Consider the following 16,527-nt stretch of genomic DNA (forward strand, 5'->3'; position numbering starts at 1 on the left):
TCGGATTAGATGACCTTGTTGAGGGAGTACTCGATGATGGCCTGAGCACCCACCGACTGCAGCTTCGGCACCAGATCCCGGACCTGGCAGGTCTCGACCACGGTCTCGATGGACAGCCAGTCGGAGTTGTGCAGGTGGGCGATGGTCGGGGAGTTCATGCTCGGCAGAAGCGCCATGACCTTGTCCACGACATCGGCCGGAGCGTTCATTTTAAGGGCCACCAGCTTGTCGGCCCTGAGCGCGCCCTGCAGGAGGGTGTTCATGTTCTCGATCTTGGCCCGCTTCCAGGGATCCTTCCAGGACTCCTTGTTGGCGATGAGCTGGGTGTTGGTCTGCAACAGCTCGGCGATGATGCGCAGGCCGTGGGCCTTGATGGTCGTGCCCGTCTCGGTGATCTCGACGATGGCATCAACCAGACCTTCGACGACCTTGGCCTCGGTGGCGCCCCAGGAATATTCGACCTCGACGGGGATTCCCGCTTCCTCGAAATAACGCTTGGTGAAGCTCAAAAATTCCGTGGCGATCTTTTTCCCGGCCAGATCTTCGGGCCGCCTGTACGGAGAGTCGCCGGCCACGGCCAGCACCCACTTGGCCGGACGATTGCTGGCCTTGGAATAAATGAGGTCGTCCACGATGACCACGTCCGACTGGTTCTCGAGGATCCAATCCTTGCCTGTCAGGCCTGCGTCAAGCAGACCGTTTTCCACGTAGCGGGCCATTTCCTGGGCCCGGCACAGTGAGCAGGTCAGTTCAGGGTCGTTTATTTCCGGGAAGTAGTTCCGGTGGTGCGAGGTCACCTTCCAGCCGGCCTTGGCGAAAAGCTTGACTGTGGCCTCTTCCAGGGAACCCTTCGGTATCCCGATGCGCATCTGTTTTCCATCAACCATTATTTGTAAACCTCCTTGGGATCGAACACCATGGGGGAGCAGTCCGTCCACCGCCCCTGTGCGTCTCGTTCACGATAAAAGCAACTTCTGCGGCCCGTGTGACAGGCCGCCCCGCCGATCTGCTCGACCTGAACCAGCACGGTGTCCCGGTCGCAGTCCATTCTTATGGAGCGCACCTTCTGCACATGCCCGGAAGTGCCGCCCTTGTGCCACAGCGTTTTCCGGCTGCGGCTGTAATAATGCACCTCGCCGGTTCGCAAGGTCTCGTTCCAGGCTTCTTCGTTCATGTAGGCGAGCATGAGCACTTCGCCGCTTGCCGCCTCCTGGGCGATGACCGGGATAAGGCCACCGCATTTATCAAAATCAGGCTGTTCCATTGTTTGGTCCTTACTTGCTCGTCGTCGAATTCATGCGGCCCTGAGCCTCGGTCTTGAGCTGACCGCAGGCAGCCGCGATATCCTGCCCCTTGCTCTTGCGCAAGGTCACGGTGAAGCCCTTCTTGCGCAGGAGCGCCTCGAAAGCCAACACATCCTCGGGCGCCGGGGCGGCATACTCTATGCCCGGACCCGGATTGTAGGCGATGAGATTGATCTTGCATTTCAGGTGCGAAAGCAACCGCACCAGCTGCCGGGCATGCTGGAGGCTGTCGTTCACCCCTTTGATCAGAATGTATTCGATGGTCACCCGCTCCCGGGCCTTGAGCTCAAGGCCCTGCAGGGTCTCGATCAGCTCTTCGATGGGCCAACGTGCGGCCCCAGGCATGAGCTGTTCACGGATCTCCTGGGTCGGGGCATGCAGGGAGATGGCCGGCAGGGCCAGACCTTCGACCCCGAAGACGTCCATCCTGCCCTTGATGGCGCAGGTCGAGAGCGTGATGCGCCGCCGCGAAAATTCAAGGCCCTCGCTGTTGGAGAGGATCTGCAGGCTGCGCCGCACCTCGTCCCAGTTGGTGAGGGGCTCGCCCATGCCCATGTAGACCAGATTCTTCACTTCATCGCCCAGACCGTGGGTGCGCAGATAATCCCTGGCCACGAGCACCTGGGCCGCGATCTCCCCGCCAGTCATGTTGCGGGAAAAGCCCATGAGCCCCGTGCTGCAGAACGTGCAGCCCATGGGACAACCGATCTGGCAGGACAGGCACTGGGTGAAGCGCTCTCTGTCCGGAATGAGCACGGTCTCGACCAATGCCCCGTCAGCCAGGCGCAGCAGCAGCTTGACCGTCCCGTCGCTGCTGGTCTGGACCTCGTGCACTTCCGGCCAGACCAGCGCCCACTCGCGCATGAGCTGCTCCCTGAAATCCCTGGCCAGGTTGGTCATGGCCGAAAACTCGCGCACGCCCTTGCGCCACAGCCATTGCCACAGCTGGCGTGCCCGAAAGCCCTGATGGCCCATGGCCAGCACGGCCTCTTCGAGTTCGGGGCAGGTCAGTTCAAGAATGTTGCGCATGATGCTCCACTGTCTGGAATCGCAAAGGCACAAAGGGCGTCACATTGCCGCCCCTCGTGCCTTCGGCAGGAAACGAACTCTAGGAACCGGGGAACCTAGAGCTGCTCCTTGGCTTTGTAGGCGACCACGAAACGCTCGGCTTCTTCGAGGGTGTTCACGTCGCCGGAAATCTGGGCCTGAAGCAGGTTGTCGCGAATCAGGCCTACGGCCGGGCCGGGCTTGATGCGCGCGATGTCCATGATCTGCTTGCCGTTCAGCAGGGGTTCGAGCAGCTCCTCACGGATGTCCGCGCGCTCCAGCATCTTCATGTTGTGATTGAATTCCGTATAGTTGGCATTTCTGGCCTTGATATCGGCCCGGGCCATCTCGATAAGGCGCGGATAGTCGTCCACAGCCTTGAAGCGGCGGATGCCCTTGTCCGTCAACATGAAGTGAAAACGCATGTGGTTGCGGACCAGATTCACGGTCATGTCCACTTCCTCGGTGTTGAGGCGCAGACGCTTCAGAATCTTGCGCGCAACCTTGGCGCCGATGCGATGGTGCTGGTAGAAGGTGGTGCGCCCCTCATAGACTTCACCGGCATAGAGCTTGCCGCAATTGAGGAAGAGGCAACCCAGGGTGCCGTACCAGTCGTAGGGCAGTTCTTCGGGGTAACGCTGCATGACCTTCAGGGTGTGTTCCCAGATGGACACAGGCCCGGTCTCCTCGTCGAAAACCTGAAAGATCCGGCTCAGGGCCGCAAGCTCCGGCACCAACCCGTGCAGGATCATGGAGTCGAAAAGCAGTTCGGCGAAACGCCACATGTTCTCGGCTTCGACCTTGCGCCATTCGTCCATGATGTCCGTGACCGAGACATAATCAAGCACCCGGCGCGAGGCGCGGATGATGGACATCCAGGAATTCTCCTCGATGGGCAGATGGTAGTTGGCCGAGAAGCGCAGGGCGCGGATGGCCCGCAGATAATCGTGCTTGAGGGTCTCGTCGGGGATGCCCTGAAACTTGACCTGACCGCCGGAAATGTTCTCGAAACCGTCGTACACGTCGCGGGAGCGAGGAATGAACGGGCAGGCAAGGCTCACCGGAAAGCCTTCGTCCTTGTCGAGCTTTCTGAGCATGTTGGACGTAATCTGGGCAACGCAGGCCTCGGGATGGGAGGCATCGGCCATGTCGGCAGGATGAAAGAGAAAGGTCGCGCTTCCCTGGTTCATCCTGGCCACGATATCCCCGCTGCCGGCGGAAATTTCGGGAAAAAGATTTTTGAGCCCGGCAAGGTCGATATCCGTGCAGATCTCCACCTCGGCATCCTTGGATGTTCCAAGAATCTTGCTCTGCAGCGCGGCGTTGATGACGTAGGCGTCATAGCCGTTGCGCATGATGGTTTTACAGATGGAGGCGGCTTCTTTTATCGGCTGAGGCATCAAGGTCTCCTTGAATGGTCGTTTTCGTGAAAAGGTTTGCACCGGATAATCAGATGCAATCTAAATATCTTCATCTTTTTCCCCCGCCTTGGTCAAGCGGTAGCGGAACTGCCGGAAGTTGAGACCGACCATCTCCGCGGCCCGCCCTTTGTGCCCGCCGCAGCGCCGTAGCGCCTCGGAAATGACCTTGTGCTCGTGCACGGCGAGATATTCGTCGAGGGTCATCTGCCCGGACAGGACTTTCTGGATTCCTCCATCCTGCTCGGTGGAAGTGATTTTCTCGTAGATGACCAGGGAATCCGCCGTGACGGTATCTCCTGGCTCAAGGGCCACGGCCCGCTCCACGATGTTTTCGAGTTCCCGGACGTTGCCGGGGTATCCGTAGGCAAGGAGCTTCTTGCGCGCTTCGGCGGTGAAGCCTCGCAACTGGCGCTTCTGGGCGCGGCAGGCCTTTTCCAGAAAATGCTCGGCCAGGGTCAGCGCGTCGTCCCCCCGTTCGCGCAGGGGCGGAAGATGGACCTTTACTCCGCTCAGGCGATAATAGAGATCCTCGCGGAAATCGCCGTCGGCCACGCTCTGCTCGACATTGCGATTGGTGGCCGCAATGATGCGCACATCAGAGCGCAGCTCTTCTGTGCCGCCGAGGGGAATGAAGCAGCGCTCCTGCACGTAGCGCAGAAGCTTGACCTGGGTGGAATGGGCCAATTCGCCCACCTCGTCCAAAAAAAGGGTCCCGCCCTCGGCCATTTCAAGGAGGCCTTTCTTGGCCCGGTCGGCGCCGGTGAAAGCGCCCTTGCGGTAGCCGAACAGCTCGCTCTCCACCAGATTGTCCGGCAGGCCGCCGCAGTTGATGGCCAGGAACGGATGCTTGGCACGCTGGCTCTGGCTGTGGATGCAACGGGCGAAAAGCTCCTTGCCCGTACCCGACTCGCCGGTCACGAGCACGCTGATGTTTGTCGGGGCGATGCGCCGCACCAGGTCGAAGACGGCCTGCATCTGCTGGCTCCCGCCTATGATCTCGCCGTACTGCTTGCTGATCTGCCCCTTGAGCCAGTCGTTTTCCTCCTTGAGGCGGGCCGTCTCAAGGGTGCGCTCCACCGTGTAGAGCAGGTCGTCGAGCTCGAAGGGCTTGGAGATGTAGTCCTTGGCGCCGTGCTTCATGGCCGTGATGGCGCTCTTGGCGTCGGCATAGGCCGTAACCATGAGCACGGGCACATCCGCCCAGGTCTCACGGATGCGGATCAGCAGATCGATCCCGCTTTCCCGGCCCAGACGCAGGTCCAGGAGGATGAGGCCGATGGAATGTTGGTGCAGCACGGCCAAGGCCGCAGCCGAATCGGGCGCCGTCCAGACCGAATGCCCCTTCTTGATCAGGGCGATCTCCAGAACCTCACGCAGGCTCAGGTCGTCATCTACGATAAGTATGTTGGCCATTATCTTCTCGTGCTCCCTGCCTGCAAAATCGGTTCAGGCCCACTCGTCACGAACGTTTCAGGGTTAACGTATCCAGCCTGGAAAAAACGGCCCGGCCGCCAAGAAAATGAGCCATGACCCGGCCGGGAATCTCCTTGTCCAGGCAGGGCGTGTTCTTGCCCTTGGACAGGAGGGCCCCGGCCGTGGCCACCCAGGCCAGGTCAGGGTCGAAAAGCACAAAGTCCGCAGGGTCGCCGGGTTGCATGCGGTTGGCGGGCAGGCCGAAAATGGAGGCCGTGTTCCAGCACCACAGACGGCTTATGTCGGCAAAATCAAGCTCCCCGCTGCGCACCAGTTCATAGGTCAGGGACAGGGCCGTATCCAGGCCGGAAATGCCGCTGGGCGCATCGGCGAAAGTCACTTCCTTTTCGTGGGCCGCATGGGGTGCGTGGTCCGTGACCAGGATGTCGATGACTCCCGTACGCACGGCCTGGCGCAGGGCCAGCACATCGTCGCGGGTGCGCAGGGGCGGGTTGACACGCACGCTGGTGTCGTAGCCCTCGACCCTGGATTCGTCCCAGAGCAGGTAGTGCGGGCAGGTTTCCGCCGTGACCTTGACGCCGCGCTCCTTGGCCCCGGCGATGAGTTCCACCGACTGGCGGCAGCTGATGTGGGCCAGATGGATGGGCAGGTCCAGGTAGGAGGCCAGCAGGATGTCGCGGGCGACCTGCATGGCTTCGGACACGGTCGGGATGCCCTTGAGGCCCAGACGGCTCGAAACCTCGCCCTCGTTCATGACGCCGCCCGACCCCAGCCAGGGGTCCTCGCAGTGATCGATGACTTTCAGGCCGTAATCCGCCGCATATTCCATGGCCCGCCGGAAAAGCTCCGTGTTCTCGACAGGCAGGCCGTCGTTGGACAACGCCACGCATCCGGCCCGGGCCAGCTCCCCGGCGGCGGCCAGCTCCTTGCCCTTGAGGCCCACGGTCAGCGCGCCGACAGGTCGGACCCAGGGGCCGTGCGCAAAGCTCTCGGCGGCTTTTTGCAGCATGAAGCGGGTCACTGAGGCATTGTCGTTGACGGGACTGGTATTGGCCATGGCCATGACCTGCCCGAACCCGCCCCCAGCCGCAGCTGACAGGCCCGAGGCGATGTCCTCCTTGTATTCCTGGCCGGGTTCGCGCAGATGCACGTGGGCGTCGATGAGGCTCGGCAGGAGGCTCAGTCCGGCGGCATCGACGATCTGGGTCCCGGACATGCCTTCAGGAGCGGCGACGGTTCCGGCCTCGGCCAGTTCGAGCACACGGCCTTCGCCGATGAAGAGGTCGCAGCTGCGATCTTCCCAGAAAACATTGCGAATCAGACAATCTACATGTGCCATGGTACCACCGTCTTAAAATTTATCATGCCGAGATCCGGGTTCTGGTCAAATACAGGTGCAGAAGGGTCATGCGCACGGCCACGCCCGAGGCGACCTGATCCAGGATGAGGCTCGCCCCGCAGTCGGCCAGCTCGGAAGAAATCTCAAGGCCCCGGTTCATGGGGCCGGGGTGCATGATCTTCACATCCGCGTTGGCCTTTTCCAGATGCCTTGCGCTGAGCCCGTAGGTGCAGGCGTACTCGCGCAGATCCGGCAACAGCCCCGCCTGCTGGCGCTCCAGTTGCAGGCGCAGGCAGATGACCGCGTCCACTCCTTCGCAGGCCCTGGCCACGTCGGAAAAAACATCCACCGGCCAGGTCCGGACCATGGCCGGCAGCAGCGTGCGCGGAGCGCAGATGCGGACCCGGGCCCCGAGCATGGTCAGAAGTTCCACATCCGAGCGGGCCACCCGGCTGTGGGCGATGTCGCCGAGGATACACACGGTCTTGCCCGCAAAGGAACCCCAGACCTGATGCAGGGTGAATCCGTCGAGGAGGGCCTGCGTCGGGTGGGCATGCCAGCCGTCCCCGGCGTTGATGACGGAGCAGGACAGCCGTTCGGCCAGAAACCTGGCCGCCCCGCTGTCCCAGTGCCGGATGACGATGGCGTCGGGATTCATGGCCTGCAGGGTCAGGGCCGTGTCTTTGAGGCTCTCCCCTTTCTGCAGGGAGCTGCCCGACTTGGTCAGGCTGAATGTGTCGGCGGACAGGCGCTTGCCGGCCATGTCGAAGGAAGTCTTGGTGCGCGTGGAGGCCTCGGCAAAAAACAGGACCACGCTCTTGCCCTTCAGGATGGGCACCTTCTTGATGGGCCGCTGGTTCACTTCCGCGAACCGGGCCGCCGTCTCGAAAACATGGGCGATCTCATCGGGATCGAGCTGGGAAATCTCCAAAAGGTCCTTATGCCGCCAATTCATAGCTCCGCCTTGCCGCCCCTGCGGGGGTTGTGATTGCATCGTGACCAAAAAAAAGGGACCCGGCTTTTCGCCCGTCCCTGTTGCTTGCGTCACGCACGGTCTTTCGTACACGTTTCATGCCATGAGCCCTTACACGACCCGGCTCTTGACGTCCAGTGCAACGGCAAGCATGGACGGGGCGCTCAAAAAAAGGCGCGCCCCCAAAGGAGCGCGCCCGAATCGGCATTCAAGAGCCAGGACTTATTCCTGACCGTCCTCGGGTTCATCCGAGACTTCGTCGTCATCCAGCAGATCCGCATCGTCCAGGACCTCGGAATCTTCCGCAGCCGCGATTGCAGCCGGCACCGGGGTGCGCGGAACACCGCTCACTTCCGGAGCATCGGTCGGCACATGATCGAAGCAGACCACGGTCTGTTCATCTTCAAGGCGAACCAGGCGCACGCCCTGGGTGGCCCGGCCGACAAGGCTGATGTCGGAGATGCCGATGCGGATGATCTTGCTGCCCGAAGTCAGGAGTATGAGTTCGTCCGTGGGATAGACCATCATGGCCCCGACGACCTTGCCGGTCTTGGGGGTGATGCGCATGTTGATGATGCCCTTGCCGCCGCGCGACTGGGCCCGGAAGTGCTCGACCTGCGTGCGCTTACCGTAGCCGTTCTCGGCGATGGTCAAGAGTTCCTGCTGGGTGTCCTTGTTGACCACCACGCCGGCCACGACCTGATCGCCCTTGCGCAGGGCCAGGCCCTTCACGCCCGTGGCGGTGCGGCCCATGGCGCGCACATCGGAGCAGGCGAAGCGGATGGAGTAGCCGTCCACCGTGACCAGCACCATCTCGTCATCGGCCTCCACTTCACGCACGCCGATGAGCTCGTCGTCGTCCCGCATGCCAAGGGCGATGAGGCCCACCGCGCGGATGTTGCGGTAGAGGTGGACCGAGCTGCGTTTGACCACGCCGAGCTTGGTGTAGAAGAAGTAGAATTTCTCCTGGTCCAGATCGCGGCAGGTCATGGCTGCGGCGATGTATTCATTGCTGTCCAGCGGGAGCAGGTTGGCCACATGCTTGCCCCGGGCCGTGCGGCCGCCCTCGGGAATCTGGTGCACCTTGACCTGGTACATCTTGCCCTTGTTGCTGAACAGATTCATGTACTGATGGTTTGAAGTGGTCAGGATGAAGGTGATGAAATCCTCCTCCGCGACCTGCACCCCGGTGATGCCCGTTCCGCCCCGGCGCTGCTGGCGATAGTTGTCCAGGCTGGTGCGCTTCAGGTAGCCGTTGCGGGACAGGGTGATGACCACCGGCTCGTCGGGGATGATGTCCTCGATGTCGATGGAGTCGGGATCATGGGCCAAAAGCTCGGACTTGCGGGGCGTGGCAAAGTTGTCTCGCAGATCCTGGAGCTCCTGACGGATGACGGACTTCAGGACTTCGGGGTTTTCGATGACGCTGGTCAGATACTCGATCTGTTTCAGGAGTTCGGCATATTCCTCCAGGAGCTTTTCGCGCTCGAGGTTGGTCAGCCGCTGCAGGCGCATGTCGAGGATGGCCTGAGCCTGGATCTCGGACAGGCCGAAACGCTCGCGCAGGCGTTCCTTGGCCTCCTGCGGAGTCTTGGAGGCGCGAATGAGCGCGACCACCTCGTCGATGAAATCAAGGGCTATGCGCAGCCCCTCAAGGATGTGCGCCCGATGCTGGGCCTTTTTGAGGTCGAAGCGCGAGCGGCGGATGACCACTTCACGGCGATAGTCGAGAAAATACTCGAGCACCTGCTTCAGATTCAGCAGCTGGGGCCGGTTGTTGACCACGGCCATCATGTTGATGCCGAAGCTGGTCTCAAGCGACGTGAACTTGAAGAGCTGGTTGACGATGACATCGGAGAAGACGCCCTTCTTGAGGTCCATCACGATGCGGATGCCCTTCATGTCAGATTCGTCGCGCAGGTCCGAGATGCCCTCGATCTTGCGCTCGTTGACCAGCATGGCGATCTTTTCCACCAGGGTGGACTTGTTCAGGGCGTAGGGGATCTCTTTTACGACAATGGATTCGAGGTCCCCTTTGCGTTTTTCGATCTCGATGCGAGAGCGGATGCGCACCGAGCCCCGACCCGTGCGGTAGGCCTCGCGGATGCCGGCCTTGCCGTAGATGAGCGCGCCCGTGGGAAAATCCGGGGCCTTGATGTACTGCATCAGATCGTCGATGGACATCTGGGGCTCGTCGAGCAGCCGCAGCGTCCCGTCGACCACCTCGCCAAGGTTGTGGGGCGGAATGTTGGTGGCCATGCCCACGGCGATGCCCGAGGAGCCGTTGACCAGCAGGTTCGGTACCTTGGTCGGCAGCACCGAAGGCTCCTGCAGGGAGTTGTCGTAGTTGGGGCGAAACTCCACCGTGTCTTTTTCGATGTCGGCCAGAAAGGAGCTGGCCAGGCGGGACATGCGCACCTCGGTGTAACGCATGGCTGCCGCGGAGTCGCCGTCGATGGAACCGAAGTTGCCCTGGCCGTCGACCAGGGGATCGCGCATGTTGAATTCCTGGGCCATACGCACCAGGGCGTCGTACACGGCCGAGTCGCCATGGGGATGAAACTTGCCGATGACGTCACCGACCACGCGGGCGGACTTCTTGTAGGCCCGGTTGTACGTGTTGCCGAGCTCGTGCATGGCGAAAAGGATACGCCGGTGAACGGGCTTAAGGCCATCGCGCACGTCCGGGATGGCCCGGCCGATGATGACGCTCAGCGAATATTCCAGATATGATTTCTGAAGTTCTTTTTCGATACTGATGTTGGACACATCCACCTCAATTTCTTGTAAAAGCTGTTGAACCCGAGCTAAATGTCAAGGTCTGAAACCAGGAGGGCATTACGCTCGATGAATTCACGCCGGGGTTCGACCTTGTCGCCCATGAGCTTGGTGAACAGCTCGTCGGCTTCGACCGCATCGTCAATGGTCACCTGCAGGAAGGTGCGTACCTCGGGATCCATGGTCGTGCTCCAGAGCTGCTCCGGATTCATCTCACCCAGACCCTTGTAGCGCTGCACGTTGATCCCCTTCTGGGCCAGATCCAGAACCTGCCGCAAAAGATCGAAGGGGCCCGTCGCCTCCAGTTCCACGTCCTTGTGCCGGATGGTCCAGAGCTGGCTGGAACCGACTTCCCTGATCCTGCCCAAAAGTTCCACGGCCCGGCGATAGCGCTTGGAGTAGAAGAATTCCACGCCAAGACGGATGACATGGTTGTTGCCGTCAACGAAACGCAGGTAATGACGCGCCTCGGTGTCAAGCGCCTCGCCGTTCTGGGGCTCGTCCTGTTCGCTGATCAGCTCCAGGGTAAAGCCTCCCGCGGCCATGTGCGCCGTCAGCGCTTCGTCCGGCCCGTTTGCGCGCAGCTCATCGGGCTCGATCGCACCGGGCGCGTTGACGACCTGCATGAACAGGCTGTCGGGAATGCCCATGTTTGCAACATCCAGGGCCAGTTCACGCAGGGCCAGAATGTTGTTCAGAAGTCCTTTGAGCTCCTCGCCCGTGAGGGGTTCCCGGTCGGGAAGAATCAGGGCCACCTCTTCGGTCACGCGCTGGATCAGGAACTGGCTCATCTCGTCCTCATCCTTGATGTAGCGCTCGAAAGAGCCCTTGTGCACCCGGTAGAGCGGCGGCTGGGCGATGTAGAGGTAGCCCTGCTTGATCAGTTCCTCGTAGTGGCGGAAGAAGAAAGTCAGGATCAGGGTGCGGATGTGCGCCCCGTCCACGTCGGCGTCGGTCATGATCACGATCTTGTGGTAGCGAAGCCGTGTAAGATCCACGTCGCCCTCGCCGATCCCCGCGCCCATGGCCGTGATGAGGGCCTTTATCTCCTTGTTCTGGAGCATCTTGTCGAAGCGGGTCTTCTCCACGTTCAAAATCTTGCCGCGCAGGGGCAGGATGGCCTGGAACTTCGGATTGCGCCCCTGCTTGGCGGAGCCGCCGGCCGAATCACCCTCGACAATGAATACTTCGCACTCGGCCGGGTCCTTGCTCTGGCAGTCCGCAAGCTTGCCGGGCAGGGCGTTGTCGGACAGGGCGCCCTTGCGTCGCACCAGATCCTTGGCCCGCCGGGCCGCGTCACGGGCGCGGGCGGCGTCGATGACCTTTTCGATGATCAGGCGCACGTCCTTGGGATTCTCGCCGAAGAACTGGTTCAAGGCCTCGTAGACCATGGTCGCGACGTATCCGGCCACCTCGGAGTTGCCGAGCTTGGTCTTGGTCTGACCCTCGAACTGCGGGTTGGGGATCTTGACGCTGATGATGGCGGTCAGGCCCTCGCGCACGTCATCGCCGGACACCTTCTGTTTGAGCTTCTTGGGCACATCGCTGTTCTGGATGTAGGTGTTGATGGCGCGGGTCAGGGCCGTCTTGAAGCCCTGCAGGTGCGTGCCGCCTTCCTTGGTGCGGATGTTGTTGGCAAACGTGAAGACGTTTTCCTTGTAACCGGCGGTGTACTGCAGAGCGAAATCGATGCTCACCCCTTCCATCTCGCCGGTCCCGCCGATAACCTTGTGAATCCCGTTGTCCTGGTTCTTGTTCTTGACGAAGGAGATGATTCCGCCTTCGTACTTGAACACGTCCCGGTTCTGGGTCTTCTCGTCGAAAAATTCGATCTTGATGCCGGGATTGAGGTAGGCCAGTTCCTCGAAGCGCTTGGCCAGCACATCGTACTGGAAATCAAGCTCCTCGAAGATCTCCTCGTCAGGCCTGAAGCGGACCAGGGTCCCGCTCTTGTCGGTCTCGCCGATCACCGCCAGGGGAGCCTGCGGCACGCCGCGGCAATAGCGCTGATAGTGGCGCTGGCCGCCACGGCTGACCGTGACCTCAAGGTACTCGGACAGGGCGTTGACCACGGACACGCCCACGCCGTGCAGGCCGCCCGAAACCTTGTAGGTGTCGTTGTCGAACTTGCCGCCGGCATGCAGGACGGTCATGACCACTTCAAGCGCCGGCTTTTTTTCCTTGGGATGCATGTCCACGGGAATGCCGCGGCCGTTGTCCACGATGCTGACCGAGTTGTCCATGTGCACGACGACCTTGATATGGTCGCAATAGCCGGCCATGGCCTCGTCGATGGAGTTGTCGATGACTTCGTAGACGAGGTGATGCAGGCCGTTGGTGTTGGTCGAGCCGATGTACATGGCCGGGCGCATGCGGACGGCGGACAAACCTTCAAGGACGGTGATATTGTCTGCGGTATATGTTGATGCTTTTGTCATAGGATGTTCTTGTTTCATGCAAAGAGTGCAGGCTCCGCTTTCGCGGAACTTCTACAGCTCTTCCTCGCTGTAATAGGTGTCTTCGGTGATCTCCACGGGCATGGTGATGATCATGTAGTTGGGGTCGTCCTTGCCGGTGATGCGGCAGGGTTCGGACGGGCCCACGAAGGAAAAGGTCAGGGAGTCGGACACGAAGTGCCCCAGGATCTCGAGGATGACCTTGGTCGGCAGGGCGATCTTGGACAGTTCGCCTGCATACTGGCAGCTGATCAGCTCCGTGCCCTCGCCGATGTCCTGGCCCTGACAGTAGAGGGACAGTTCCTCGGGACCGAAGTCGAAGAACGTGGCCTTGTTGGCTTCGGTGTTGAAGACGAAGATGCGGTCCAGGGCGTCGGTCAGCTCGTGCCGGTCCACCACCAGGTTGGAGGCGAAGCGATCCTTGTACTGGTTGATGAAGTTGCGGTAGTCGGCAAAAACGTAGGCCTTGAGCGGAAGACTGAACGATTCCTTGCGGTTCTCGGTGCGCAGGAAGAGGCGCTTGTCCGAAAGGCTGATCTCGATCTCGTCGTTGGTCAGCCATTTGCGGATCTCGAGCAGATACTTCTTGGAGACCAGAAACCCGTCCTGCCCGAGCACAGCGCGGATATCGGGATTTGAGAAGCGGAGCAGTCCGAACTGGTGGCCGTTCAAGCCGCAAATCTCCACATCGTCATTCTCCACGGGCGCGAACTTGATGCAGTTCATGCTGGTCAGGTCTTCGTCATCGGCAATGCAAAAAGCGATGCGATCGATGATCTCCTTGAAGAGATCCCCGGACCAGAGCACGGCGTTATCCGCCGGGAACGGGTTGAAGTCCTGGAACCAGGAGGATTCGTTGGCAGGAAGCTTGTACTTGCGCCGACCCTGTTCGATGAGCAGATGCTTGGCGCTTGGATCGAGCTTGAGCGTGATCTCGCCCGGAGGGAGGCGGCGCATCAGTTCGCAGAACTTCTTGCCCTGCACGCCGACCAGGCCGCCATCGCTGATCACGGCCGGATAGACCCCCACGAACTCGATGCTCGAATCCGTGGCCAGGATCGAAATGGTGTCATTTTCGGCCTTGAGCCAGACCGTGCGCAGATAGGCCGCGCCGGTTTTGGACGGGATGATGTTGGCGGCCTTGAGCAGTCCGTCAATGACCTCTTCCTTACGCACTTTCAAAAACATCGCCGACTCCTTCTCCTGACTAGGCAAGGGTTGTTTCGTTCATGGCCAGGCATTTATCGCTCAGTTCATGTAACATGTTTTTTATGCTTTTATCATCTCTCTGCAATTGTTCGACTTTTCGGCAGCTGTAGAGCACCGTCGAGTGGTCCCTTCCGCCAAAGGCCCGGCCAAGCTCCGGAAACGACAGTCCCAGATGCTTGCGACACAGGTACATGGCCACCTGCCGGGCAAAAACAAGGTCATGCCTGCGGCCGGAAGACAGGATGTCCTCAGGCTTCAGGTTGAGTCTGGCGCAAACCTCGTCCAGAATCTGTTCGACGCTCAGGCTCGTCACCGCGCGATCGTCCAGATAATTGAGAATATTGTCAAACTCTTCATCGGAAATGTGGTCGTGGACCAATTCCCGGTAGGCCCACAATTTCAAAAGGCATCCTTCCAGATTGCGCAGGTCGGCAAAACGCTGGGCGAGAAGCAGGATTCTGTCCTTGGAAAGATCCAGCCGGCGCTCCCGGCAACGGGACTGGGCATATTGGGTGCGGATGTCCAGGTCCGGAGCCTTGAGCATGACGCTAAGGCCCCACTCGAGACGCGACTTGAGCTTGGGCGCCAGAAACGTGTACCCGCCGACCTTGCCCGTGCAGGCGAAAACCATCTGTTTGCGCTGCAGATGGAAGTGATCGAAGAGCGCCAGAAGTTCGCCCTGCAGATACCTGTAGCGGGCGATCTCCTGCAGGTCGTCCACCGCCAGAAGCTGCATGGACGTCAGAAATTTCCGCGCGTCGGACCGGGACGAATACAGCTCGTGCAGATCCTCGATGCCGCCCACATAGGTCCCGTCTGCGCCATGCTCGCTCCTGGCGTTGGCGATGGCCCGCAGCAGGAAGGACTTGCCCGATCCGCTTTCCCCGCAGAGCACGAACGGGTTGTACGGAGCTTCCCGGCTCTGGGCCACTTCCTGGGCCGAGGCCAGGGGGAAGTAGTTCTTGTTGTTGACCAGGAAGTTGTCGAAAATGAACTCGGACCCAAAGGGCAGGGCCTGACCTGCAGGCCGGGGCTCGCGTACGATGCGGGAGCGGCTTCGGTCCCGGCATTCATAGACGATGGTCAGCCCGCTACCGGCCAGGGCCTGCTCGAAACGGGCGCGCGCGTGATTTTCAAACCAGTCGGCAAAATATCTGTGCGGAAAGCGCACCGTGAGCACCGTGCCTTCCACGCTCAAACCCAGGGATGAACGCCATTTGTCCAGCTCTTCCGGGGCAAAGGCCTGCGCCAGCGCCACGTCCACCCGCGCGCTGCTCACTTGCTCCCCGCGTGGCCCACGGCCCTGGGCTGGTTTACTCCGGCGTACAAATCAGACATAGTCATCCCTTGCGGACCGCCCGCGGCCCGATAAAATATTTTGGAGGACATGCATGAGCGCACCATTTGAAGTCCACAGAACCATCGCCGAAATCAATGAAAAAATCCGACAGGGTAAAGCGGTCGTCCTCAACGCCAGCGAAATGACCAGTTTAGTTCGCAAGGAAGGCAAGGTCAAGGCCGCCAGACAAGTCGATGTCGTCACCACCGGCACTTTCTCGCCCATGTGCTCCTCCGGCCTGCTCTTCAATATCGGCCAGCAGCCTCCGACCATCAAAACCTCCAAGGTCTGGCTCAATGGCGTGCCCTGCTATGCCGGTCTTGCCGCGGTGGACTCCTATCTTGGCGTCACCGAGCCGACGGAAGAAGATCCCCTGAACAAGGTCTACCCCGGCCAGTTCAAATACGGCGGCGGTCACGTCATCGAGGATCTGGTCAACGGCAAACGCGTGCATCTGAAGGCCGAGGCCTACGGAACGGACTGCTACCCGCGCAAGGCCATCGAGAAGAACGTCTCCCTGGCCGAGCTGCGCAACGCCATCCTCTTCAATCCGCGCAACTGCTACCAGAATTACAACTGCGCCATAAACCGCACGGACAAGCTCAAATACACCTACATGGGCCCGCTCAAGTCGAAGATCGGCAACGCCAACTATGCCACGGCCGGCGAGCTGAGCCCATTACTGAACGACCCGTATTTTAAGACCATTGGTCTGGGTACCCGGATCTTCCTCGGCGGAGGCGTAGGCTACGTCATCGGCGAAGGCACCCAGCATGTCCCCGACCCACAGCGCAACGAGCGCGGCGTGCCCATGAGCGCCTCCGGGACCCTCATGGTCAAGGGCGACCTCAAAGGCATGACCGCCCGCTATCTGCGTGGAGTGAGCATAGTCGGCTACGGCTGCTCCCTGGCCGTGGGCCTTGGCATCCCGATTCCCATCCTGAACGAGGAGATGGCCTGGTTCACCGGCGTGGCCGACGAGGACATCCTCGTGCCCATTGTGGATTACGGCGAGGACTATCCCAACGGCTACCCGTCCAAATACGGACACGCCAGCTTCGCCGACCTGAAGAAGGGAGTCATCCAGGTGGACGGCAAGGACGTGCCCACCACGCCCCTGACCAGCTACACCTTGTCCCTGGAAGTGGCCGAGGAACTCAAGCGCTGGATTCAGGAAGGCAAATTCCTGCTGACCGAAGCCCAGGAACCCATCCCCGCGAGGTGAGC

The 16,527-nt window shown here is 60.8% G+C and carries 12 protein-coding genes; 1 reads left to right on the top strand and 11 read right to left on the bottom strand.

Annotated features, from left to right (window positions below; all coding sequences use genetic code 11):
• Positions 1–5: 5 nt before the first annotated feature.
• The 11 genes from CVU60_10650 to CVU60_10700 all read right to left on the bottom strand — a co-directional run bounded on the left by CVU60_10650 (position 6) and on the right by CVU60_10700 (position 15,240).
• Positions 6–887, bottom strand: coding sequence for an ATP phosphoribosyltransferase (locus CVU60_10650; protein ID PKN41470.1), 882 nt, complete (start codon positions 885–887; stop codon positions 6–8).
• Entirely contained in the window at positions 887–1,264 is a 378-nt protein-coding gene (locus CVU60_10655; GenBank protein PKN41471.1) for a phosphoribosyl-AMP cyclohydrolase, read from the bottom strand. The genes CVU60_10650 and CVU60_10655 overlap by 1 nt, the downstream gene beginning before the upstream one ends.
• A 10-nt stretch (positions 1,265–1,274) precedes the next feature.
• Positions 1,275–2,333 (bottom strand): 23S rRNA (adenine(2503)-C(2))-methyltransferase RlmN, encoded by a 1,059-nt coding sequence (locus CVU60_10660; GenBank protein PKN41472.1) that lies wholly within the window; start codon positions 2,331–2,333, stop codon positions 1,275–1,277.
• A gap of 95 nt (positions 2,334–2,428) precedes the next feature.
• Complete coding sequence (locus CVU60_10665; protein PKN41473.1) at positions 2,429–3,751, bottom strand: HD family phosphohydrolase; 1,323 nt, start codon at positions 3,749–3,751, stop codon at positions 2,429–2,431.
• A gap of 60 nt (positions 3,752–3,811) precedes the next feature.
• Complete coding sequence (locus tag CVU60_10670; protein PKN41474.1) at positions 3,812–5,185, bottom strand: sigma-54-dependent Fis family transcriptional regulator; 1,374 nt, start codon at positions 5,183–5,185, stop codon at positions 3,812–3,814.
• A gap of 46 nt (positions 5,186–5,231) precedes the next feature.
• Positions 5,232–6,545: a dihydroorotase gene (locus CVU60_10675; GenBank protein PKN41475.1), complete on the bottom strand. Its 1,314-nt coding sequence runs from the start codon at positions 6,543–6,545 to the stop codon at positions 5,232–5,234.
• A 22-nt stretch (positions 6,546–6,567) separates the two neighbouring features.
• Positions 6,568–7,500, bottom strand: a complete 933-nt coding sequence (locus tag CVU60_10680) for an aspartate carbamoyltransferase (protein PKN41476.1) — start codon at positions 7,498–7,500, stop codon at positions 6,568–6,570.
• A 240-nt stretch (positions 7,501–7,740) separates the two neighbouring features.
• Positions 7,741–10,287 (bottom strand): DNA gyrase subunit A, encoded by a 2,547-nt coding sequence (locus CVU60_10685; protein PKN41552.1) that lies wholly within the window; start codon positions 10,285–10,287, stop codon positions 7,741–7,743.
• A 38-nt stretch (positions 10,288–10,325) separates the two neighbouring features.
• On the bottom strand, positions 10,326–12,734 hold the full coding sequence (gene gyrB, locus CVU60_10690; protein ID PKN41477.1) for a DNA topoisomerase (ATP-hydrolyzing) subunit B: 2,409 nt from the start codon (positions 12,732–12,734) through the stop codon (positions 10,326–10,328).
• A 51-nt stretch (positions 12,735–12,785) separates the two neighbouring features.
• Entirely contained in the window at positions 12,786–13,940 is a 1,155-nt protein-coding gene (locus tag CVU60_10695) for a DNA polymerase III subunit beta (protein PKN41478.1), read from the bottom strand.
• A gap of 19 nt (positions 13,941–13,959) precedes the next feature.
• A complete protein-coding gene (locus CVU60_10700; protein PKN41479.1) occupies positions 13,960–15,240 on the bottom strand; it encodes a chromosomal replication initiator DnaA in 1,281 nt (426 codons plus the stop codon).
• Positions 15,241–15,352: 112 nt separating this feature from the next.
• Between CVU60_10700 and CVU60_10705 the strand changes: the two genes are divergently transcribed.
• Complete coding sequence (locus tag CVU60_10705) at positions 15,353–16,525, top strand: hypothetical protein (GenBank protein ID PKN41480.1); 1,173 nt, start codon at positions 15,353–15,355, stop codon at positions 16,523–16,525.
• The last annotated feature ends 2 nt before the right edge of the window (positions 16,526–16,527 follow it).

This window comes from Deltaproteobacteria bacterium HGW-Deltaproteobacteria-18 (assembly GCA_002841885.1).
In the GTDB taxonomy this organism is placed as follows: Bacteria; Desulfobacterota; Desulfovibrionia; order Desulfovibrionales; family Desulfomicrobiaceae; genus Desulfomicrobium.